Genomic DNA, 20321 nt, shown 5'->3' with positions numbered 1-20321 from the left:
TGGGAAGCATGGCACTCACGACGGCAAAACCGGTCCTCCCCGGCCTCGCGATCACCGGGCTCGGCATCGTCGCGGCCTACACCCTCAGCTCGGCCTGGCCGGTGCTCGGCGCGCTCACCGTCGCCGTTGTGCTGGGCATCGTCGTCGGCAGCACACCGATACTGACCGACGACCTCCGGAAAGCCGTCGCCCGCGTCACGAAACGCCTGCTGCGCGCGGGCGTCGTGCTGCTCGGGCTCCAGCTGGCGATCCCCACGGTCCTCGCGCTCGGCCCCGGCACGCTCGCCGCCGTGGTCCTGACGGTCGCGGTCACCTTCCTCGGCACCCTCGGGCTCGGCCGGCTGGTCCGCGTGCCGCGCGGGCTCGCCCTGCTGGTCGCCACCGGGTTCTCGATCTGCGGCGCGTCGGCGATCGCGGCGATGGAAGGCGTCGTCGAGCGGGACGACGAAGACGTCGCCACGGCCGTCGCGCTCGTCACCTGCTACGGCAGCCTGACCCTCGGCGCGCTCCCGCTGCTCGCCCGCTGGATCGGCCTGGACGCGGCCCGGACCGGCAGCTGGGCCGGGATCTCGGTGCACGAGGTCGCGCAGGTCGTCGCGGCGGCCGGGCCCGCGGGCGCCGCCGCGGTCACGATCGCCGTGGTCGTGAAGCTGAGCCGCGTGGTGCTGCTCGCCCCGGTGGTCGCGATCGTCGGCGCCACCGAACGCACACGCCGCGGCGGCTCGGCGCCGCTCGTGCCGCTGTTCGTGCTCGGGTTCCTCGCGCTGGTCGCGGTCCGCAGCACCGGGCTCGTCCCGGCGTTCGCGCTCGACGTCGCCAAGACCGCGTCGACGCTCCTGCTCGCCGGCGCGCTGTTCGGGCTCGGCTGCGCGGTCCGGCTCGGCCCGCTGCTGCGCGGCGGCGGCCGAGCGCTGCTCCTGGGTCTCCTGTCCACGCTTCTGGTGCTGGCGACGGGGTTCGGGACGCTCGCCGCGTTCACCTGATGTTTCCCTGCCGTACGCGGATAAGGGACGTTATACGCGCGTTTATACAGCTCTTGTACGGGCCCGGTCGACGCTACCGCCGAGACGTAGGACGTAGAACGAGCCACAGGGAGAACCCGTGAACATCACCCGGATCGCCAGAGGCCTGCTGGCCGGGCTGCTGGGGTGCGCCGCCCTCGCCGTCCCGGCGGCCATCGGCGCCGCCACCGCGCAGGCCGACGTGGCCAGCACGCTGGTGTTCAACAAGAACACCGAGGGCCACGACTGCTACCGCATCCCCACCATCGTCAAGGCCAACGACGGCGCGCTGCTCGCGTTCGCCGAAGGCCGCAACGCCGGCGCCAGCGCGTGCAACGACCTGGGCGCCATCGACCTCGTGCTGAAGCGCTCGACCGACGGCGGCAAGACCTGGGGCGCGCTGGAGACCGTCATCAAGGCCAACGGCGACACGAAGGGCAACCCGGCGCCGATCGTCATCCCGGGCAGCAACCGCGTGGTGCTGCTCTCGACCATGCAGTGCTACACCAACCCCGCCTGCGGCCGGATTCCCCGGGTGTCGATCAGCGAGGACAACGGGAAGACGTGGGGCGCGCCGAAGGTGCTGACCTCCGAGCTCGGCTTCGCGGCCGCGCCGAGCTGGCTGGCCACCGGGCCCTCGCACGGGATCGTGCTCACCCGCGGCGAGCACAAGGGCCGGCTCGTCGCCGGCATGAGCTACTCGAACATCGGCGCGCTGGTCTACAGCGACGACAACGGCTTCACCTGGCACCTCGGGGCGACCGACAAGCCGTCGGCGAGCACGATGAACCCGCAGGAGATCAGCGTCACCGAGCTGAAGGACGGCCGGGTCTACGCCGCCGCCCGCAACCAGGCCAACGACGGTGACAAGTGCCTCGCCGACGGCACCCGCAACCGCGCCTTCGCGATCAGCTCGGACGGCGGGGAGACCTTCAGCTCGAAGTTCGCCTTCGCCACCGACCTCGTCGCCCCGACGGTCGAGGGTTCGACGGCCCGGATGAGCGCCACCGACACCGGCGGCAAGTACAACCGGATCCTGTTCGCGGCACCGTCCACTTGCGACCGTCGCAAGCAGCTGCGGGTCCACTCGTCCTTCGACGAGGGCGCCAACTGGACCGGCACCGCCGACAGCCTGCTCGTCTGGGGCCAGGACGCGGCCTACTCGGACATGGTGCAGCTTTCCCAGTCTTCGGCCGGTGTGCTGTTCGAGGCCGGGCCCGAACAGCACGCCAACGACTCGATCCGGTACGCCACGGTCAGCGACACCGCCCTCGGCGCCCCGGCCTGCGGTGCCGGCTTCGGCGTCATCGACTCGAAGCCGCTCGGCACCGCAGGCACGGTTTACCTTTCCTACAACGCGAGCAACGGCCAGAACTGTGTCACCACGATGAAAAGCACCTCCTCGGGTACGGCCACGGCGACCTCGGCCTACCTGGAGGTCAAGGGCGCGGCGCGGCAGACGGATTCCGGTTCGTTCTCCTGGTTCGCCGGCCCGCTCAAGGCGGCCGCGGCGGACAAGTGCGTCAAGTGGGGCGGCGCGACCGGCGGCGCCGCCTTCGACAGCGAGTTCGAGCACTGCGGCTGAGCCGCGGGTGGGACCCGCCCCCTGGCCGGGTCCCACCCCCGCGTTTCCGTGCCGTCCGGCCCCCTCGCCCGGACGGCACGGGGCTTCAGAACCCGGCGCAGTCCGCCTTCGCCGACGGTCCCGACGCGGTCGCCGTCTTGGTCTGCTTGCCGTCGACGACGACCTTGCAGGTGACGGAGCCGCCGTCGGCGCCGGTGGTCGCGGCGAACTGGGCGCCCTCGAGGAACCCCGTCGCCTCGACCGTCTTCGTCCACGGCACCGCGGCGCCGAGCTCGGTGTTGACCAGGATCGTGTGGTCGCCGAAGGTGCTGTAGTCGACGTCGGCGGCCTTGGCCGCGCCGCTCACCTCGTAGACGATGGTGTGGTGCTGGGTCGCCTGGTCCTGGACGTCGCCGATCGCCTTCCCGATGACGACCACCCACAGGACGCTCACCACCAGGCCGAGCACCGACACGACCACGCCGGCGATCGCGAGCCCCCGGTTGGTGGCCTTCCCGGCCCGCGCTCTGGCCACGCCGACGGCGGACAGGACCAGGCCGAGCACCACCAGGGGCCAGGCGGCCACGCCGACGAACGGGATCGGCGAGAGCACCAGTCCCAGCAGGCCGAGGACGAACCCCGCCGTGCCGAGGCCGTTGCGCGGGGGCGCCTGCCGGGACTGGGGCGCCGGATACTGCTGAAGCGGGATCTGGTCGGTCATCGGGGTGTCCTTTCGCCTCTGCTTGACGACGAGCAGGAAACCAGCGGCGCGGCCGGCCCCGCGTCGTCCGGAGGCCTCGCCCCGGGTACGACGAAAGTCGTCACCCGCGGCCGGGTGAACCAGCGGAACGGCTGACGGACGCGCGGCGGCGGCCTCGTACTCTTGCCCCATGGAACGGTCCGTGCTGCGCGTGGTGAGCACCGTGCTCGCGGTCATCGCGTGCGTGGTCGTCGGCTTCGGCTACATGGCGCTGGACATCAGCCTGCCGGACTCCGACGAGCTGCGGCCGTCGGTGGGGGCGATCCTCGGCTGGTTCCTGGGGGTCGGCGCGACGGTCCTGCTCGTCTGGCGCCACCGCTGGCCGCTGGTCGTCACCGGCGTCGCGATCGTGCCCCCGCTGCTGCTGCGGGCGGACTCCCTGCCCGCGCTGATCGCCCTCGCCGCGCTCACGACCCGGTTCACCGGCTGGCGGCGGTGGGGCGCGACGGCGCTCGTCTTCGCCGCGACCGTCATGGCGGTGTGGCGCGACGTCGACCGCCCCGCCGACATGTCGCTGGCCGGGATGTGGGTTTCGGCCGCGCCGGCCGGCGCCAAGCTGGCGGGCATCCTGATCACCGCGGCGGTGTTCACCGCCGTCCCGCTGACCTTGGGGCTCGTGCGCCACAACATCGCCGAGACGCGCCGCCGGATCGTCGAGAACGACGTGATGCGCGACCAGGTCGCGCGGCGCGAGGAGCAGGCCCGGATCGCCCGCGAGATGCACGACGTCCTCGGGCACCGGCTGTCGCTGCTGTCCCTGCAGGCGGGCGCGCTCGAGGTCACCTCCGGGACGTCACCCGGCACGGCGGAGGCGGCCAAGACCGTGCGGACGACCGCCCGGCAGTCGCTCGACGACCTGCGGCACGTGATCGGCGCGCTGCGCGGCGCGGGCTTCGGCGACCGGCCGGCCGGCGGGCCCGCCGAGCCGCCCCAGCCGACCCTGGCCGCCATTCCCGACCTGGTCGACGGCGCCCGCAAGGCCGGGCTCACCGTCAACGTCACGATCCTGCTCGACCAGGCGTCGGCGGCCCCGGCGCCGCTCGGCACGGCCGCCTACCGGATCCTGCAGGAGGCGCTCACCAACGTGCTCCGGCACGCGCCGGGCGCGCCCGCCGAGGTCGCCGTCCGCGGCGGGCCGGGCACGGGCCTGCTGCTGGAGGTCGCCAACCCCCTGCCACCGCACCCGGTGCCCTCACCCGGTTCGGGCACCGGCCTGACCGGGGTCAACGAGCGGGTCTCCCTGCTCGGCGGCACCCTCTCGGCGGGCCCGGTCGACGACCGGACGTTCGTCCTGCAGGCCTGGCTGCCCTGGGCGGCGCCCGCGCCCTAGCATGGGCGGGTGAGCGTGCGCGTACTGCTCGTCGACGACGACCCGCTGGTCCGCACCGGGCTGTCCATGATCCTCGGCAGCACCCCCGACCTGGCGGTGGTCGGCGAAGCGGGCGACGGCGACGAGGCGGTCGAGCAGGTCGCCCGGCACGCGCCGGACGTGGTGATCATGGACATCCGGATGCGCCGCATGAACGGCCTCGCGGCGACGGCGGCGGTACTGGCCCAGCCGCGGCCGCCGAAGGTCCTGATCCTCACGACGTTCGACCTCGACGAGTACGTGTTCGAGGCCCTGGCGGCGGGCGCGAGCGGGTTCCTCCTCAAGGAGGGGTCACCGCAGGAGATCATCGAGGGCGTCCGGGTGGTGGCCGGCGGCGACGCGATGCTGTCCCCGCGCACGACGAAGCAGCTGATCGGCCAGTTCGTGGCGTCCCGCGCCAACCCGCGCCGCACGCGCGCCCTGGGCAAGCTGGAGCTGCTGAGCGACCGCGAACGCCAGATCGTCACGGCGGTCGCCCAGGGCAAGCCGAACGCCGACATCGCGACGGAGCTGTTCCTCAGCGAGGCGACGGTGAAGACGCACATCACGCGGACGTTCGCGAAGCTCGACGTCAGCAACCGGGTCCAGTTGACGATCTTCGCCTACGAGGCCGGGCTCGTCTCGCCGTGAGGTGGCTCCGCCGCGGCGTCGCCATCCTGGTGCCGGTGCTCATCCTGGTGGCGCTGCGGCTGGGGTGGCTGAGCTGGCTGGTGGCGGACGGCGGCCCGGTCCGCCGGACGGTCGAGGCGCTGAGCTGGCTCGCGGCGCTGGCCGCACTCGGGCTCACCCTGCTGGAGCTGCGGAGGCAACGAGCCCCGCACGCGGAAGCCGAGCGCGGCGTCTACCAGGGTCGCGCGCTCCACCTCGACGGCGACGAGCGTCTGCCGAAGGTCGCCGACGTGTCCCTGCTGGCGTTGCGGGTCAAGCGGGCGATGGACACGTTCCGCAGCGAAGACCTCCCGGGGTACGTGCCGCGCGACCGCGACGAGGACCTGGAGTGGGCGATCGCCGGCGGCGGCCTGGTGCTCCTGCACGGCCGTGCCGCGGCGGGCAAGAGCCGGGCGGCGGCGGAGGCGTTGCGGCGCCTGCGTCCGGGTCACGACCTGCTCGTGCCGCTCGACGGCCCGGCGTTGCGGAAGATCGTCGAGTCCTCGGAGCCGCTCACCGACACCGTGGTGTGGCTCGACGACCTGGAGCGTTTCCTCGTGCCGGGCGGCCTCGATGTGGGGCTGCTGCAGCGAATGGGCCCATCGGCGTGCGTGGTGGCCACGATCCGCGACAACGAGCTGGCCGCCCACCGAACCCTGGACGGCGCGATCAACCAGGCGGCGGCCGACGTGATCGCATCGATCCCGCCGAGCCATCTGGTGATGATCAAGCAGCATTTGACACCGGCGGAGTCGGCCCGGGCGGCCGAGGCCCACGACCCGCGCATCGGCCGGGCGTTGACGGCTTCCGAGGGGTTCGCGGAGTATTTGGCGGCGGGGACGCCGATGATGCAGCGGTGGTCCGTGGGCGACAGCCCGCTGTTCTACGTCGGGCAGGCATTGATCAGCGCGGCGGTCGACTGCCGGCGGGCGGGGTATCCGGATCCTCTGCCCCGGGAGGTGCTGGCCGAGCTGTATCGCGGTTATCTGCCGGTGCCGTGGCGGGAGCGGGGTGACCTTCCCTCGGTGGAGGAAGGTCTGGAGTGGGCGGCACGGCCGGTGCTGGGGGCCAGTTCGTGCCTGCAGCCGCGGGCGGACGAGACGTTCCTGGCCTCGGACTACCTGCTCGACCGGGCCCAGGAAGGCGACAGCCCACTCGGCGACGCACCGGTTCTTGATCGCGTCTGGGACGTGTTGTTCTCGCTCGGTTCGGAGCAGAACCTGGTCGCGGTTGGCACGGCCGCCTACCGAGCCAAGCGTTTGGAGGTGGCGGAACGGTTCCTCCGGCGCGCCGGAAACGACGCACTCACCCTGAGAACCATCACCATGGTCAAGATGGGACGCCTCGCCGAGGTCAACGAGATGCTCCGAGAAGCAGGACGATCCGAAGAAAAACAAACCCTGCTTTCGATCGCCGTGGCGCTTGAATTCAACGGCATTTTTGAGGAAGTCTTCGTTGTCGCCCGCCAGGCGATCGAGAACTCTCAACCGGATACATTCCTCGCGCTTTCCCCGGTTCTCACCACCCGATCAGCAGACCTCTGCACCCTGGTCGACTTTGCCATCGAGCACGGCCCGGAAGACATGATCATTCCGGTCACAGCAGGGGTCCAGGCCAAGCTCAGCGTCGATCAACTGGACAACATCGCTCAGCACGCGATCGAGAGCAACAGGGGCGCCGCTGTCCTCAGGGTACTCTACGTCCTGATGCCGAACTCCATTCTCACCACCGCACTCCTGAAACACGCTGCACACAGCGGCAAGGACGAAAGCCTGGCGGCCGTCGCCGAGTGGCTGGTCGTTTTCGAGCGATTCAGTGAATTCACCGATGCCGCGAGGAACGCGATCGACACTGAGAACCTCAATGCTCTCCGCACCTTCGCCACCTGTCTCATCACCACGAAGAGACAAGAAGTCGTCGACGACCTGCACCGGTACGCCACCGAAACGGGTCACCCTCAGGCATCCGAGTTGCTCAAGACCTACATGCAGTAGCTCACTTCGCTCCCGCCGGCGCCGTACTCACCGCCGACTCCCCGAACCGAATCCCCTTCGCCTCCTTCCCGATCGCCGTCAAAACAGCCACCGCCACCAACCCCGGCGCCACCGTCCACACGAGAGCCGACGTGTACCCGTGCGACTCCGCGATCGCCTGCTGGATCGGCAGGTTCAACGCCGCCAACAGGTTCCCCAGCTGATAAGTCACCCCCGGGTAGAACCCGCGGATCGCATCGGGAGACATCTCCGTCAAATGAGCCGGGATCACGCCCCACGCGCCCTGGACCATGATCTGCATCAGGAACGACCCCAGCGCCAGCATGCCCGCGCCGTGGTCGATTGCGAAGATCGGGATCACCGGGAGGCCGAGCACCGCCGCCAGCACGATCGTGCGGCGGCGGCCGAAACGCTCCGACAGCGTGCCGAACGTCAGGCCGCCGATGATCGCGCCGACGTTGTACAGCACCGCTATCCACGTGCTCGTCGATGCACTGAGGCCCGCGCCGCCGTTGTCGTGGGCCTTCAGGAAGCTCGGGTAGACGTCCTGCGTGCCGTGGCTCATCCAGTTGAACGCCGTCATCAGCAGGATCAGGTAACCGAACCGGCGGATCACCTTCCCGTTCAGCAGCACGTCCTTCACCGACGTGCGCGTCACGCGCAGCTTCTCGCGCGTGGTCTCCCAGACCTCCGACTCACGCACGCGCGCGCGGATCAGCAGGCTGATCAGCGCCGGGAAGATGCTCAGCACGAAGATCCAGCGCCATTCGAGGTTCAGCGCCGAGTGGAACAGCAGGTACGCGAGCGCGGCCAGCAGGTACCCGATCGAATACCCAACCTGCAGCAGGCCCGAGAAGAACCCGCGCCGCGCGACCGGGATCTTCTCCATCGCCAGCGCCGCACCCAGCCCCCACTCGCCACCCATGCCGATGCCGTAGACGAACCGCAGCACCAGCAGCACGGTGAAGTTCGGCGCGAACGCGCACAGCAGGCCGGCCACCGAGTACAGCAGGACGTCGGCCATCAGCGGGATCCGCCGGCCCACCCGGTCGGCCCACAGGCCGAACAGGAGCGCGCCCACCGGGCGCATCACCAGGGTGGCCGTCGTGATGAACGCCAGCTGTGTCGCCGTCGCGCCGAACGACTTGTCCTTGGCGATGTCGGCCAGGACGAACACCACGAGGAAGTAGTCGAACGAGTCCATGCTCCAGCCGAGCAGCGCCGCGAGGAACGCGTTGCGCTGATCCGATGTAAGCGCTTTCTTGGCTGGTTCCGCCGCCGCCTGCCGATCCGTCACGTTTGCCCCGTCCCGTCGGTTCCTCACCGGAAGACCTCAGGCACGGTGTAGCACTCACCACCCCGCGCGGGCAAGAGCCCTCAGAGCGTGACGCGGGTGCGGACCCGGCGCCCGACGTCGCGCGCCCAGGCCTTGATCCGGTCCCAGTCGCGGAAGTCGCCCGCGCGCCGCCCCGACGCCATCAGGCGCGGGACCAGCCCGCGCACGGTCGCCGGGTCGAGCTTGCCGCCGAACGTCGCCGTGCGTTCGGCGTCGATGCGCGCGGCCAGCAGCGCCACGTTCGCCGGCAGGCTGACCTGGTGGGTCGCCGCGCCCGGGCCGCACGGTCCGCTGTGGAACAGCCACACGGGCCGTTCGGCGAGCTCCCGTGCGTTGCGCTCCAGCAGCCGGACGGCTTCCGGCCGCCACCGGTGGTAGTACAGGGCGCTGCCGACGATGACCGCGGCGTAGTGGTCCACGGTGGCCACGTCGGCGGCGTCGCGCACGTCCACGGTCAGGCCGGTTTCGCCGAGCTCCGCGGCGATCACCTCGGCGATCTGCCGGGTTCCGCCGTGGCGCCCGGCGTAGGCGACGAGGACTGCCTGCATGGGTCCATTGTCGGCCTTCCCGCGCCGGGCTGCGCCGTGGGCCGGTCACGATCCGCCGAACGGGCGCTCCCATGCTGCTCTGCGTGCGTGTACGTCACCCGGCGGATCCCTCCGGGGGCAGGAACGCCGGCCGGGCCGCGGGGTCGGGCTCGTCGTAGTAGCGGTGGAACACCGCGGTCTGGCCGCTGGACAGCGGTGGCACGATCCAGCTCCAGTCGGCCGGGCACCCGCGCCCGGCCCGCTCCTCGCGCTCCAGGTGGGACAGGAACCGCCGCGACTCGGTGTGGTGGTCGGCCATCGTGACGCCGGCGGCGTCGAAGGAGTGCTGCACCGCCAGGGTCAGCTCGACGAGCGCCCGGTCGCGCCACAGCGTGCGCTCCGAGCCGGTCTCCAGGCCCATCAGCTCGGCGATGACCGGCAGCAGGTCGTACCGCTGCTCGTCGGCGAGGTTGCGGGCGCCGATCTCGGTGCCGAGGTACCAGCCGTTGAACGGCGCGGCGGGGTAGGTGACACCGCCGATGTCCAGCGGCATGTCGCTGATCGCCGGCACGGCGTGCCAGCGCAGGCCCAGCCCGGCGAACCAGCGGTGGTCGGGGTGGGTCAGCGGCACCTCGAGCACCGCGTCGGCGGGGAGCGTGAACAGCCGCGGCTCGCCGGAGACCGCTTCGACCAGCAACGGGAGGACGTCGAAGGAGCCTCTCCGCTCCGGTGGCCGCCAGCCGAGTCTTCGCACGCGCTCGGTGAACTCGGTGTAGCGCGGGTCGCCGAGGACCGAACCGTCTTCGAGGCGGTACCCGGCGTAGCGGATCAGCTGCTCGTTGTGGATGCGCGGGCCCGGCACGGCCGGGGTGTCCGGCGCGAAGACGGTGATGGTCGGGCGGATCCGCCCGCTGCGGGTGGCCTGGCGGAGGTGCGCGACGCATTCGCCGGCGATCGCGGCGGGGTCGGTGACCCGGCGCCGGTCGCGGATCCGCAGGCTGTTCCAGTACAGCCGGCCGATGCACCGGGCCGAGTTGCGCCACGCGACGCGCGCGCCGTACGCCAGCTCGGCCGGGGTGTGGCGGTAGGTGCCGGTTTCGGCGATTTCCGCACGGACCTCCGTCAGCCGCGTTTCGAAGCGGGCCCCCTCTTCGGCGGCGCCTTCGGCGAACATCCGGTCGAGGAATTCCTCCGCTTCCGCGGAATTGACGGACTGCTCCCCCGAGACACGCTGGGGGCACAGCGACAGCGGGACCGTCACCCGCTCGGGTGTAACCGTCACCGCGCTCCCCCACTCTCCGGATTCGTGATCTGCGTCCCGACGGAAAGGTTCACCGTTCCTCCGATGGTCACCGACAACGCCGACGGCCGGAAGTCGCTGCACAGCAGCACCTCCGGCCAGGCCGCGGAGGATACTCCCCGTTCCGCCGAACGCAATCCACCGGACGTGAACAGCTTCCGGACGATCACGGAACTCCGTCTTCAGCAGCGGAAACACCGCGAAAATAACTGCTACCAAGCGTTATCTGGACATATCTCTGCGCATTTTCCGTCAATCGATCACGTGCTCGGCGTAAACGCACGTGATCCTTTCCCGCGGGAATGCTTTCGTCTGTTCGTGGGTTTTCGCCGGACGGCCTTTCACCGGGGCGGCCACCCGTGTATCAGCGCGCGCGAGCACGACGTTAGAGTCGCTGGGTGAGCCGGATTCCCGTGGTCCTCGTCGCCGGGTTCCTCGGCGCGGGCAAGACGACGCTGCTCAACCACCTGCTCGCGAACCGCGAAGGCGCGCGGGTCGGCGTGGTGGTCAACGACTTCGGCAGCGTGAACGTCGACGCGCTCGCGGTCGCCGGGCAGGTCGACACGATGGTTTCGCTCGGCAACGGGTGCCTGTGCTGCGCCGTCGACGCGAGCGGGCTCGACGCGATGCTGGGCCGGTTGTCGTCGGCCGAGGCGGGCATCGACGTGATCGTGGTCGAGGCCAGCGGCATCGCCGAGCCCCGCGACCTGATCCGGCTGATGATCGCGAGCGAGAACCCGGACATCCGCTACGGCGGGCTGGCCGAGGTGGTCGACGCGGCCGAGTTCGAGGCCGCACGCGAGCGTCACCCCGAACTAGCCGACCACCTGCGGCTGGCCGACGTCGTGGTGCTGAACAAGGCCGACCGGGTGGGCGCCGAGGCGCTGGCGAAGCTGACCGCGACGGTCGAGGAGCTCGCGCCGGGCCGCCCGGTGCTGGTCACCGACCACGGCCGCGTCGACCCGCGGCTGTTCTTCGACCCCGAGCCCCGCGGCGACCGCATCGGCCAGCTGTCGTTCGACGACCTGCGCGAGGACGACGACCACGACCACTCGCAGCACCTGCACGCGGCTTATCAGTCGGTCACGTTCACCGCGGAGACGCCGCTGGTGCCGCGGGCGTTCGTCGAGTTCCTCGAGCGCCGCCCGGCCGGGTTGTACCGGATGAAGGGCCAGGCCGACTTCGGCCCGACCGGGCCTCGCGCGCGCTTCCACCTGCACACCGTCGGCGGGTTCGTGCAGCTCGAGCGTTCGGCGTGGCCGCCGCGAGCCCCGCGGCGCACGGAGCTGGTCCTGATCGGCGCGGGGATCGACACGGACGCGGTGCTGGCCGAGCTGGGTGAGTGCCTGGCGCCGGACCCGGAAGTGGTGGACGAACGCGGCTTGCTGCACATCCTCCGCTACCTGCCCGAAGAGGCCTGACGGCGCTGCGGCGACCGCCGCCACGCCGAAGATCGGGAAATGCTCCTTCCCCCCACCACCTCGACGGAGACTGGCCGCCATGACGACCACCGAGGTGAGCGCACCACGCTGGTACCTGGTCGGCGTGCTGCCCGAAGACGTTCCGCTGGCCCACCTGATGACCCGCTCCGGCGACCTCCGCTACCGGCGCTCGGCCTGCGGCGAGCGGGAGTCGCGCAGCTGGAAGCCGGTCGACCTGACCACTTCCGAGCTCGCGCCGTGCCCCGCGTGTGTCGCCACCCTCGGTGGCACGACCGCCGAGGACGATCTCGGGCAGCTAGCGCTCAACCTCGAGCTTTAACACCTTCTCGTAACACACCGCCTCCGGATCGGCTTCGTACGGCGGGAAGTTCGGCACGCGCCGGTAGCCCGCGCGCTCGTAAAGGCGCATCACCTCGGGCTGGCGCACCGCCGTCTCCAGCCGGATGCGGCGGGCGCCGTGGCGGCGGGCCAGCCGCTCCGACTCCGCCACCAGCGCGCCCGACAGGTCGGTGCCGCGCGCGTCCGGTGCGACGAACATCCGCTTCAGCTCGTACAGGCCCGGCTCGACCGGTTCGACCGCGCAGCAGCCGATCGCCCGCTCGCCGTCGCGGGCCAGCAGGTACCGGCTCTCGGGGTCCAGCGGCCGCGGCCGGGCGTCCGGGGGCAGGTTGTGGACGACCACCAGCTCGGCCGTCATCGCGGTCATCAGCGCCAGCAGCAACCCGTCGTCGGCCGGGCATTCGGCGACCGTGGGCACGTCAGGCCTTCTTCGCCCGGCTCGGCGCGACCCGCGGCGGCTCGTTCGGCATCTTCGGGTACACCGGCGGCCACGGCGCGTCCATCAGCCCGTTCGCCAGGTCCGCTTCGGACATCTCCAGCAGCGGCGCGATCGACTGCGGCCGCTCCCCCGCCCCGGCCCACGGATCGCCCCGCCCGGCGACGCGGGCCGGCACCGTGCTCAGCGTGAACGCGCCGGGCTCGACGGTGTCCAGCTCGTCCCACCCGATCGGCGTCGACACCTGGCCGCCGACCCGCGGCCGCACGCACCACGCGCCGAACACCGTTTTGTGCGGCGCGTTTTGGTTGAAGTCGACGAACACCCGCGAACCGCGTTCTTCCTTCCACCACTGCGCCGTGATCTTCGAAGGGTGCCGCCGCTCCAAGGCCCGCGCCAACGCGACGGCCGCGGCCCGCACCTGAAAGCCGTCCCAGCGCGGCTCGAGCATCACGTAAAGGTGCAACCCACGCGAACCGGACGTCTTCAGATGGCCCTCGATGCCGAGCTCGGCCAGGAACTCCCGGGTCAGCACCGCGGCCTCGCGCAGCTCGTCGAACCCGATCCCCGGTGACGGGTCGAGGTCGACACGCAGCTCGTCGGTGACCTCGGGGGTGTCCGCGAGGTACGGCCAGACGTGGAACCCGAGACAGCCCAGGTTCACCGCCCACAGGATGTGCGCGAGGTCCTTCGCGACGAGCGCGTCACTCGTCGTGCCGTTCGGTGTCGAGACCACCGTGGTGCTCAGCCACGACGGCGCGCCTTTCGGGACGCGTTTCTGGAACCAGTTCTTGCCGCCGGCGCCGTCCGGGTAGCGCTCCAGCAGCAGCGGGCGCCCGCCGAGGCGCGCCAGCAGCGGCCCGGCGACCGCGCGGTAGTACTCGACGAGGTCGAGCTTCGTCTCGCCGCGCTCGGGGAAGTAGACCTTGCCGGGGCTGCTGATCTTGACCTCGACACCGTCGACGTCGAGCAGCACGGCTTCGCTCATCTCGCCTCCCCGAACAGCTTGGCCAGCTCGGCCGGCGGCGCCTCGTCGAGCTGGGCGTACGTGCAGGACTCCGGCGTGCGGTCGGGCCGGAACCGCACCAGCCGCCCGCCGTGCCGGAACCGGCCGCCCTGCAGGTGCTCGTAGCGGACCTCCGCCACCCATTCGGGGCGCACGGGCTCCCACGAGAGGTCCTTCTGCGGCGCCCACCGGCTGTTCGCGCCCGGCTGCCGGCCGGGCGTCGGCTCGTACTCGGCCCACGACCGCCACGGGTGGTTCTCGAGCGCGTTCTCCCGCAGCGGCGCCAGCTCGTCGACCAGCTCGGCCCGCCGCGCCTTGGTGAAGCTGCTCGCGACGCCGACGTGGTGGAGCACGCCTTCGTCGTCGAACAGGCCCAGCAGCAGCGAGCCGACGCCCACGCCGTCCTTGTGCCAGCGGAACCCGGTGACGACGCAGTCGGCCGTGCGCTCGTGCTTGATCTTCAGCATGACGCGCTTGTCCTGCTCGTACGGCAGGTCGGCGGGCTTGGCCATGACCCCGTCGAAGCCCGCGCCCTCGAACCGGGTGAACCAGTCCTCGGCCTGCTCCGGATCCTCGCTCAGCGGGGTCAAGTGGACGCGCTGCAGCCCTTCGGCGTCGGTGGTCAGCACGCTCTCCAGCTGCCGGCGCCGCTCGCGGAAGGGCTCGTTCGTCAGGTCGGTGTCGCCGAGCGCGAGCAGGTCGAAGGCGACGAAGCTGGCCGGCGTCTCCTCGGCGAGCTTGCGCACGCGCGACGCGGCCGGGTGCAGCCGCAGCTGCAGCACCTCGAAATCGAGGCCCGCCGGGGTGACGAGGACGATCTCGCCGTCGACCACACACCGCGGCGGCAGCGCGGCGGCGAGCAGCTCCACCAGCTCCGGGAAGTAGCGGGTGAGCGGCCGGTCGTTGCGGGAGCCGAGCTCGATCTCGTCGCCGTCGCGGAACACGATGCAGCGGAAGCCGTCCCACTTGGGCTCGTAGAGGAGCCCCGGGTCACGGGGCACGTCGTGCACGGCTTTCGCGAGCATCGGCCGCACGGGCGGCATCACGGGCAGGTCCACGCGGCGATCCTAATTGACCCCACCGACATTTCCGGGCGTGATACACACTCTTCCGTGACCACCGAACGCCCCGAACCGCCGCTGGTCGGGGGCGAGCGCGAAATGCTGCGCACGTTCCTCGACTTCCACCGCGCCACCCTCGCCATGAAGTGCGACGGACTGTCCGACGAGGACCTGCGCCGCGCGTCCAGCCCGCCCTCGACCCTTTCGCTGCTGGGTCTCGTGCGGCACATGGCCGAGGTCGAGCGCACCTGGTTCCGGCGGGTGATCAACGCCGAGGACGTCCCCCTGCGGTGGTCACCCGAAGGGGACTTCCAGGCCGCCTACGACGCGAGCTCGTCGACGCGCGCGGAGGCGTTCGAGGCGTGGCAGACCGAGGTCGAGCAGTCGCGCAAGATCGAGGAGTCGGCCGAGTCGCTGGACGTCACCGGCTACCAGCCGCGCTGGGGCGAGGACGTCTCGCTGCGGCTGGTGATGCTGCACATGATCCACGAGTACGCGCGGCACAACGGCCACGCCGACTTCCTCCGCGAGGCCATCGACGGCGTCACGGGGGCCTGATGGACGTGCTCGCCTGGCTGCGCGACTCCGACCCGGCCCTGCGCTGGCAGGTCGAGCGCGACCTGCTGGGCGAGCCGCCGCCGGTCTGGGAGGCGACCCGCGCGCGAGTGGCCTCGGAAGGCTTCGGCGCCCGGCTGCTGGCGCACCAGGATCCCGACGGCCAGTGGGCGGGCGGCGCGTTCTTCCCGGCGGGCTTCCGCGGGGACGAGCCCCAGCCCTGGACGGCCACGACCTGGTCGCTCAACTCCCTGCGTGAGTGGGGTCTCGACGCGTCGGTGCTGGGCGACACGGCTGCTCGGCTGGCCGAGCACAGCCGCTGGGAGTACGACGACCTGCCGTACTGGGGCGGCGAGGTCGACTGCTGCATCAACGCGTGGACCCTGATGAACGGGCTCTGGCTCGGCGCGGACGTCGAGGGCATCGCCGAGTGGTTCGTCGAGCACCGCCTGCCCGACGGCGGCTGGAACTGCGAGTGGGTCGAGGGCTCGACGCGGTCCTCGGTCCACTCGACTCTGAACTCCCTCAAAGGCCTCCTCGCCTGGGAATCGGCCACCGGCGGCTCGCCCGCCACCCGGGCCGCCCGGCTGGCGGGTGAGGAGTACCTGCTGGAGCGACGGCTCCTGCGGCGGCTCTCGACGGGCGAGCCGGTCGTGGCGGACGTGGGCGCGTTCTCGTCGCCGATCCGCTGGCGGTTCACCGCGCTGAACGCGGCCGGCTACTTCCGCGCCGCGGACCGGCCCGACCCGCGGCTGGCGGAGGCGGTCGAGCTGGTCCGCACGGCCCGGCAACCGGACGGCACCTGGCTGCAGGCCGCCGCCGACCCCGGCCGCGTGTGGTTCGACGTCGACGTCCCCGCCGGCGAGCCGTCGAAGTGGCTGACGCTGTTCGCCACCCGGGTCCTGAACTGGTGGGACGCGGCCTAGCGGCTGTGCTACGAAGTCCCCGTGGCTTTCGACGCGGTCTCCGTGGTGGGTCCTCTCGCGGGTGTTGTAGTCGGCGGCGTGCTGTCGTTCGCGACGCAGCGGCTGACCCTGCGCTCGAACGAGCGGCTGGAGAGCCGGCGCCAGGAGTCCGCCCGCGTCGAAGCACGGCGGCTCGAGCGCGTCCGCCTCTTCGAACGGTTCCTGACCAGCGCACAGGCGGCCGAGCGCGCGGCGATCGACCTGCGGCACCACGAGCGTGCGGCGCCGGCCGTCGACGACATGTGGCTGTCCGAAAAGCTCGTCCGCGTTGTCTCGGCGGCTCGCCCGGCACCGGCTAAAGCGCCGCCAGCACCAAGCCGCTGCGCGGTTTCGGCGTGAAGTACGTGGCTTTCCGCGGCATCCGGCGGCCCGCCGCGTGCACCGCGAGGACGTCGGCGTAGCGCACCGGCGCGAGCTGGACCACCGCGTCCGCGTCCGGCGGCACCGGGCGGCCGGCGGGCAGCGGGCGCACGCACGGCCCGTCCGGATCCAGCCCGAGCGCCTCGGCGAACAGGACCCGCTCGACGACCTCGTGGTCGATCACCGGCTGCGGGCCCGCCAGCGACGGCAGCGGGATCCGCAGCACCGCCGGGCCCGCCCGCACCACGACCTCGCCGGGGACCGGGACCGCGTGCTCGTCGTAGCGGACGTCCAGGCCGGCCTCGCACCAGCGCGACACCAGCTCCTCCGGGCCGAGGCCGGTGCCGGTGAGGACGCGGTGGATCGCGCCGATCCGCAGCCGCGGGCCGGCGGTGACCAGGGCGAGCAGCGCGCCGTGCCCGGCCGCCGTGGCCGCGGCCACGCGGTGGTTGCCGTCGGCCACCAGCAGGTCGGCGCCGGCGACCGCGGCCAGCAGCCGTTCCTGCAGCGGCCCCGCGGGCACCACCCACAGCTCGTGCCGCCGCCCGGCCGCGTCCGAAGTGGACAGATCGGGCAGGCCGAGCCCGGCGAACGCCCGGTCGACCTCGTCGGTCAGCCGCTCGCCGCCGGCCGCGGGGACCAGCAGCGCGGCGCTGGTCGCGCAGCCGAGCCCGGCCAGCACGGCGGCCCGCTCGGCGACGACGTCCGGGTAGACGTCCTCGGTGTGCCGGACCCGCGCGGCGCCGTCGTCGGTCACCGCGGCCGGGTCGACCAGACAGAGCAGGCCGAGCGCGACGCCGTCGGGCCCGTCGATCCGGTAGGGCGCGACGAACTCGCGCACCGGCCGGTAGTACCGCTTGCGGAGCCGTTCGAGCACCGCGCGGGCGACCGGGACCGCCTCGGCCAGGCCGAGCCCGCGCGCCAGCGCCGCGGGGGTGCGGGCCGGGTGCTGCACCGCCAGCAGGCTGTCCGCGGCGCCGGGCGCGGCGAGGGCGGCGACCACGCGGTCGGGCTCGGCGAACTCGTCGACGTCGGGGCCGGGCACGGTGTCGCGGACCACCCAGCCCTGGCCGATCGGCCGGATCCAGTTGCTCATCCGATCCATCTTCCGCGAAGACGACTGTGACCGAAATTCGCTGGGGTGCGGCGTCGGCCGGTGGAATGCTTAGGACTGCAAAGTAGTTGACCCCGGTCATGACCGTCCCGAGGAGCGCACCGCCGATGACGACACCCGCCGCCACCAGCGTGAAGGGGGTCGGCTTCCGGTCCGAACGCGGCCCCGTGCTGATCGCGGTCATGCTCAGCACCGCGCTGGTCGCGCTGGACAGCACGATCATCGCGACCGCCGTGCCCTCGGTGGTCCGCGACCTCGGCGGGTTTTCGCAGTTCCCGTGGCTGTTCTCGATCTACCTGCTCACCCAGGCCGTGACGGTGCCGCTCTACGGCAAGTTCGCCGACGTGCTCGGCCGCCGTCCGGTGATGTTCTTCGGCATCGCGGCGTTCCTCGTCGGCTCGGTGCTGTGCGGCGCCGCGTGGAGCATGCCGGTGCTGATCGCGGCGCGCGCCGTGCAGGGCATCGGGGCGGGCGCGATCCAGCCGATGTCGATGACCGTGATCGGGGACCTGTACACGGTCGAGGAACGCGCCCGGGTGCAGGGGTACGTCGCGAGCGTGTGGGGCATCGCGTCGGTGGTCGGCCCGACGCTCGGCGGGGTGTTCGCCGAATACCTGGACTGGCGCTGGATCTTCTTCATCAACCTGCCGCTGGGCGCGATCGCCGTGCTGATGCTGCTCCGGAACTTCGCCGAGCGGGTCGAGCGCAAGCCCCACAAGGTCGACTACCTGGGCGCAGGGCTGCTCACCGCCGGCTGCTCGCTGGTGATCCTGGGCCTGCTCGAAGGCGGCGTCGCGTGGGGCTGGGGGTCGCTGCCGAGCGTCGCGATCTTCGTCGCGGGCGCGGCGCTGCTCGTCGGGTTCGTCTTCGTGGAGAAGCACGCGGTCGAGCCGGTGCTGCCGCTGTGGGTGTTCACCCGCCGGGTCCTGGTGGGCGGCAACCTGGTCGCGGTGGTGGTGGGCGCGGTTCTGATGGGGCTGACGTCGTACCTGCCGACGTATGCGCAAGGAGTCCTCGGCGCGGGCGCGCTGGTGGCGGGCTTCGCGGTGGCCGCGCTGACGGTCGGCTGGCCGCTGTCGGCGTCCCTGGCGGGCAAGATCTACCTGCGCATCGGCTTCCGCGACACGGCCCTGATCGGCAGCGCGTTCATCATCGCGGGCGGCGTCCTGGTGGCGATGCTGGACGCGCGTTCGTCGATCTGGTCGGCGGCGCTGGCGGCGTTCGTCCTGGGTGTCGGCCTCGGGCTGTCCTCGAGCCCGACGCTGGTGGCGGTCCAGTCGGTGGTCGGCTGGGACCGCCGCGGCGTGGTGACGGGCACGAACCTGTTCAGCCGGTCCTTGGGCAGCGCGGTGGGTGCGGCCGTCTTCGGCGCGATCGCGAACGCGACGCTGGCTTCGCGCTTCGCGTCACCGCCGGCCGAGGTGGCGGGCCACCTGCCGCCGTCCGTGGACGCGACGAGTCTGGTGTTGAGCGGGCACACGGACAATTCGCCGGTGGCGGTGTTCGTGCGCGGCGCGCTGGCAGATGCGACGCACTACGTGTTCGTCGGGTTGGCCGCTGTGGCCGTGCTTTCCGTGGTGGCTCTGCTGCTGATGCCGCGGAAGACGGAACAGCTGGAGTTCTGAGCGTCCTAGTTCTGCAGCGGCAGCAGCTCCGCCTGGAAGTTCTCCAGGAACCCCTCGAAGTCCCCGTGCCCCGGCCGGATCACGAACTTCGACAGGCCCGCCTCGATGTGCTGCTCCACCAGCCGCCGGGCTTCGGGCCAGCTTGTTGCCACCAGGTCCTCCACCCGCGCGCCCGGGCTGCGGCGGGCCGCCACCGCCGCCAGCTCGGCCGGTATGCCCTTGTCCACCACCGCCAGGCTGAGCCCGAAGTGGTCCTCCTCGATCTCGCGGCCCGCCTCCGCCGCGGCCGTCTGGATGGCGATCCGCGCGTCGCGGGCCTGGGACGGTGTGTGGAAGCTGCCGAGCCAGCCGTCCGCGAGACGGCCGGCGCGGCGCAGGGCCGCCGGGGCCGTTCCGCCCAGCCAGACGTCCAGGCGCTTCTGCGGGCGCGGGCCTAGGCGGACACCGGACACCTGGAAGAACTCGCCGTCGAACGAGACCTCTTCCTTCTCCAGCAGCAGCCGCAGGAGGGTCAGGGACTCGTCGAACACCTCGGCGCGCCGGCCGTCCGGCACCGGGAACAGGGCGTGCTCGGCCGGGTGGGCCGGGCGGAGCCCGAACACCGGCAGCACCCGCTTCGGCGCGAGGCCGGCCAGCGTCAGGAGCTGCTTGGCGACCAGCACCGGGTGCCGGCCGGGCAGGATCGCGACGCCGGTGCCGACCTTGAGGTTCTCCGTCGTCGCCAGCGCGTGGGCCATCCCGATCATCGGGTCGACCTCCGGCGAGTAGACCAGCTCGGACAGCCACAGCGAGTCCACGCCGGCCTCCTCCAGCCGCCGCGCCAGCCCGGCGAACTCCGCGGGCCCGGTCCCCGTCGCTGGTGCGACGCCCAACCTGATCTTCAGCACACTGCCCCCAAGGAGTCGATGTCCATCACCAA

Annotated in this window: 21 protein-coding genes; 12 read left to right on the top strand and 9 right to left on the bottom strand. The window is 71.8% G+C overall.

Going from position 1 to position 20321, the window contains the following annotated elements:
• Nucleotides 1–8: 8 nt before the first annotated feature.
• Complete coding sequence (locus ACZ63J_RS03125; protein WP_465399984.1) at nt 9–983, top strand: YeiH family protein; 975 nt, start codon at nt 9–11, stop codon at nt 981–983.
• 118 nt (nt 984–1101) lie between these two features.
• The gene (locus ACZ63J_RS03120) at nt 1102–2586 is read left to right on the top strand and encodes a sialidase family protein (RefSeq protein WP_465399985.1); all 1485 of its coding nucleotides are present in this window, start codon (nt 1102–1104) and stop codon (nt 2584–2586) included.
• Between the two features lie 85 nt (nt 2587–2671).
• On the opposite strand, the gene ACZ63J_RS03115 is transcribed toward ACZ63J_RS03120, so the two are convergent.
• Complete coding sequence (locus tag ACZ63J_RS03115) at nt 2672–3286, bottom strand: MmpS family transport accessory protein (protein ID WP_465339421.1); 615 nt, start codon at nt 3284–3286, stop codon at nt 2672–2674.
• Between the two features lie 169 nt (nt 3287–3455).
• Between ACZ63J_RS03115 and ACZ63J_RS03110 the strand changes: the two genes are divergently transcribed.
• The 3 genes from ACZ63J_RS03110 to ACZ63J_RS03100 are packed head-to-tail and all read left to right on the top strand — an operon-like array spanning nt 3456 to nt 7336.
• Nucleotides 3456–4655, top strand: a complete 1200-nt coding sequence (locus tag ACZ63J_RS03110) for a sensor histidine kinase (RefSeq protein ID WP_465408687.1) — start codon at nt 3456–3458, stop codon at nt 4653–4655.
• 9 nt (nt 4656–4664) lie between these two features.
• On the top strand, nt 4665–5324 hold the full coding sequence (locus tag ACZ63J_RS03105) for a response regulator transcription factor (RefSeq protein WP_465408689.1): 660 nt from the start codon (nt 4665–4667) through the stop codon (nt 5322–5324).
• A 35-nt stretch (nt 5325–5359) separates the two neighbouring features.
• On the top strand, nt 5360–7336 hold the full coding sequence (locus ACZ63J_RS03100) for a hypothetical protein (protein ID WP_465408691.1): 1977 nt from the start codon (nt 5360–5362) through the stop codon (nt 7334–7336).
• 1 nt (nt 7337) lies between these two features.
• Here ACZ63J_RS03100 and ACZ63J_RS03095 read toward each other — a convergent pair whose 3' ends face one another.
• From ACZ63J_RS03095 to ACZ63J_RS03085, 3 genes are all read right to left on the bottom strand, one after another.
• Nucleotides 7338–8633, bottom strand: coding sequence for an MFS transporter (locus ACZ63J_RS03095; protein WP_465339418.1), 1296 nt, complete (start codon nt 8631–8633; stop codon nt 7338–7340).
• Nucleotides 8634–8713: 80 nt separating this feature from the next.
• Nucleotides 8714–9220, bottom strand: a complete 507-nt coding sequence (locus tag ACZ63J_RS03090; protein ID WP_465312192.1) for a flavodoxin domain-containing protein — start codon at nt 9218–9220, stop codon at nt 8714–8716.
• Nucleotides 9221–9314: 94 nt separating this feature from the next.
• The gene (locus ACZ63J_RS03085) at nt 9315–10460 is read right to left on the bottom strand and encodes a nitric oxide synthase oxygenase (protein ID WP_465439379.1); all 1146 of its coding nucleotides are present in this window, start codon (nt 10458–10460) and stop codon (nt 9315–9317) included.
• A gap of 84 nt (nt 10461–10544) precedes the next feature.
• Here ACZ63J_RS03085 and ACZ63J_RS03080 point away from each other — a divergent pair, with 84 nt between their 5' ends.
• From ACZ63J_RS03080 to ACZ63J_RS03070, 3 genes are all read left to right on the top strand, one after another.
• On the top strand, nt 10545–10901 hold the full coding sequence (locus ACZ63J_RS03080; protein ID WP_465439299.1) for a hypothetical protein: 357 nt from the start codon (nt 10545–10547) through the stop codon (nt 10899–10901).
• Nucleotides 10898–11920 (top strand): CobW family GTP-binding protein, encoded by a 1023-nt coding sequence (locus tag ACZ63J_RS03075; protein WP_465439297.1) that lies wholly within the window; start codon nt 10898–10900, stop codon nt 11918–11920. Before ACZ63J_RS03080 ends, ACZ63J_RS03075 begins: the two co-directional genes overlap by 4 nt.
• Nucleotides 11921–11999: 79 nt before the next feature.
• Complete coding sequence (locus ACZ63J_RS03070) at nt 12000–12260, top strand: hypothetical protein (protein WP_465439295.1); 261 nt, start codon at nt 12000–12002, stop codon at nt 12258–12260.
• Here ACZ63J_RS03070 and ACZ63J_RS03065 read toward each other — a convergent pair.
• The 3 genes from ACZ63J_RS03065 to ACZ63J_RS03055 are packed head-to-tail and all read right to left on the bottom strand — an operon-like array spanning nt 12237 to nt 14780.
• Nucleotides 12237–12698, bottom strand: a complete 462-nt coding sequence (locus tag ACZ63J_RS03065; protein WP_465408698.1) for a GNAT family N-acetyltransferase — start codon at nt 12696–12698, stop codon at nt 12237–12239. The genes ACZ63J_RS03070 and ACZ63J_RS03065 overlap by 24 nt on opposite strands.
• A gap of 1 nt (nt 12699) precedes the next feature.
• Entirely contained in the window at nt 12700–13704 is a 1005-nt protein-coding gene (gene ligD, locus ACZ63J_RS03060) for a non-homologous end-joining DNA ligase (RefSeq protein WP_465439294.1), read from the bottom strand.
• A complete protein-coding gene (locus tag ACZ63J_RS03055) occupies nt 13701–14780 on the bottom strand; it encodes an ATP-dependent DNA ligase (RefSeq protein WP_465439292.1) in 1080 nt (359 codons plus the stop codon). Before ACZ63J_RS03055 ends, ligD begins: the two co-directional genes overlap by 4 nt.
• A gap of 54 nt (nt 14781–14834) precedes the next feature.
• On the opposite strand from ACZ63J_RS03055, the gene ACZ63J_RS03050 reads away from it, so the two are divergent.
• The 3 genes from ACZ63J_RS03050 to ACZ63J_RS03040 are packed head-to-tail and all read left to right on the top strand — an operon-like array spanning nt 14835 to nt 16642.
• The gene (locus ACZ63J_RS03050) at nt 14835–15341 is read left to right on the top strand and encodes a DinB family protein (protein ID WP_465339411.1); all 507 of its coding nucleotides are present in this window, start codon (nt 14835–14837) and stop codon (nt 15339–15341) included.
• Nucleotides 15341–16264 carry a prenyltransferase/squalene oxidase repeat-containing protein gene (locus ACZ63J_RS03045; RefSeq protein ID WP_465439290.1) on the top strand — a complete coding sequence of 308 codons (924 nt, stop codon included), beginning with the start codon at nt 15341–15343 and terminating at the stop codon, nt 16262–16264. The genes ACZ63J_RS03050 and ACZ63J_RS03045 overlap by 1 nt, the downstream gene beginning before the upstream one ends.
• 21 nt (nt 16265–16285) lie before the next feature.
• On the top strand, nt 16286–16642 hold the full coding sequence (locus ACZ63J_RS03040; protein ID WP_465408706.1) for a hypothetical protein: 357 nt from the start codon (nt 16286–16288) through the stop codon (nt 16640–16642).
• Here ACZ63J_RS03040 and ACZ63J_RS03035 read toward each other — a convergent pair.
• The gene (locus ACZ63J_RS03035; protein WP_465408708.1) at nt 16599–17759 is read right to left on the bottom strand and encodes a DUF1015 family protein; all 1161 of its coding nucleotides are present in this window, start codon (nt 17757–17759) and stop codon (nt 16599–16601) included. The genes ACZ63J_RS03040 and ACZ63J_RS03035 overlap by 44 nt on opposite strands.
• A gap of 125 nt (nt 17760–17884) precedes the next feature.
• Between ACZ63J_RS03035 and ACZ63J_RS03030 the strand changes: the two genes are divergently transcribed.
• A complete protein-coding gene (locus ACZ63J_RS03030; protein WP_465408710.1) occupies nt 17885–19402 on the top strand; it encodes an MDR family MFS transporter in 1518 nt (505 codons plus the stop codon).
• 5 nt (nt 19403–19407) lie between these two features.
• On the opposite strand, the gene ACZ63J_RS03025 is transcribed toward ACZ63J_RS03030, so the two are convergent.
• Nucleotides 19408–20289 (bottom strand): TIGR03854 family LLM class F420-dependent oxidoreductase, encoded by an 882-nt coding sequence (locus tag ACZ63J_RS03025; RefSeq protein ID WP_465408712.1) that lies wholly within the window; start codon nt 20287–20289, stop codon nt 19408–19410.
• Between the last annotated feature and the right edge of the window lie 32 nt (nt 20290–20321).

It is taken from the genome of Amycolatopsis sp. NPDC104863, from assembly GCF_055582965.1.
Note: the sequence above shows the minus strand (reverse complement) of the source record. Positions and strands in the feature narration are given on the sequence as shown.

Coding starts and splice junctions, on each gene's coding strand:
- ACZ63J_RS03045 (WP_465439290.1), top strand. CDS start 15,341: ATGGACGTGCTCGCCTGGCTGCGCGACTCCGACCCGGCCCTGCGCTGG.
- ACZ63J_RS03090 (WP_465312192.1), bottom strand. CDS start 9,220: ATGCAGGCAGTCCTCGTCGCCTACGCCGGGCGCCACGGCGGAACCCGG.
- ACZ63J_RS03035 (WP_465408708.1), bottom strand. CDS start 17,759: ATGAGCAACTGGATCCGGCCGATCGGCCAGGGCTGGGTGGTCCGCGAC.
- ACZ63J_RS03080 (WP_465439299.1), top strand. CDS start 10,545: ATGGTCACCGACAACGCCGACGGCCGGAAGTCGCTGCACAGCAGCACC.
- ACZ63J_RS03030 (WP_465408710.1), top strand. CDS start 17,885: ATGACGACACCCGCCGCCACCAGCGTGAAGGGGGTCGGCTTCCGGTCC.
- ACZ63J_RS03070 (WP_465439295.1), top strand. CDS start 12,000: ATGACGACCACCGAGGTGAGCGCACCACGCTGGTACCTGGTCGGCGTG.
- ligD (WP_465439294.1), bottom strand. CDS start 13,704: ATGAGCGAAGCCGTGCTGCTCGACGTCGACGGTGTCGAGGTCAAGATC.
- ACZ63J_RS03115 (WP_465339421.1), bottom strand. CDS start 3,286: ATGACCGACCAGATCCCGCTTCAGCAGTATCCGGCGCCCCAGTCCCGG.
- ACZ63J_RS03110 (WP_465408687.1), top strand. CDS start 3,456: ATGGAACGGTCCGTGCTGCGCGTGGTGAGCACCGTGCTCGCGGTCATC.
- ACZ63J_RS03125 (WP_465399984.1), top strand. CDS start 9: ATGGCACTCACGACGGCAAAACCGGTCCTCCCCGGCCTCGCGATCACC.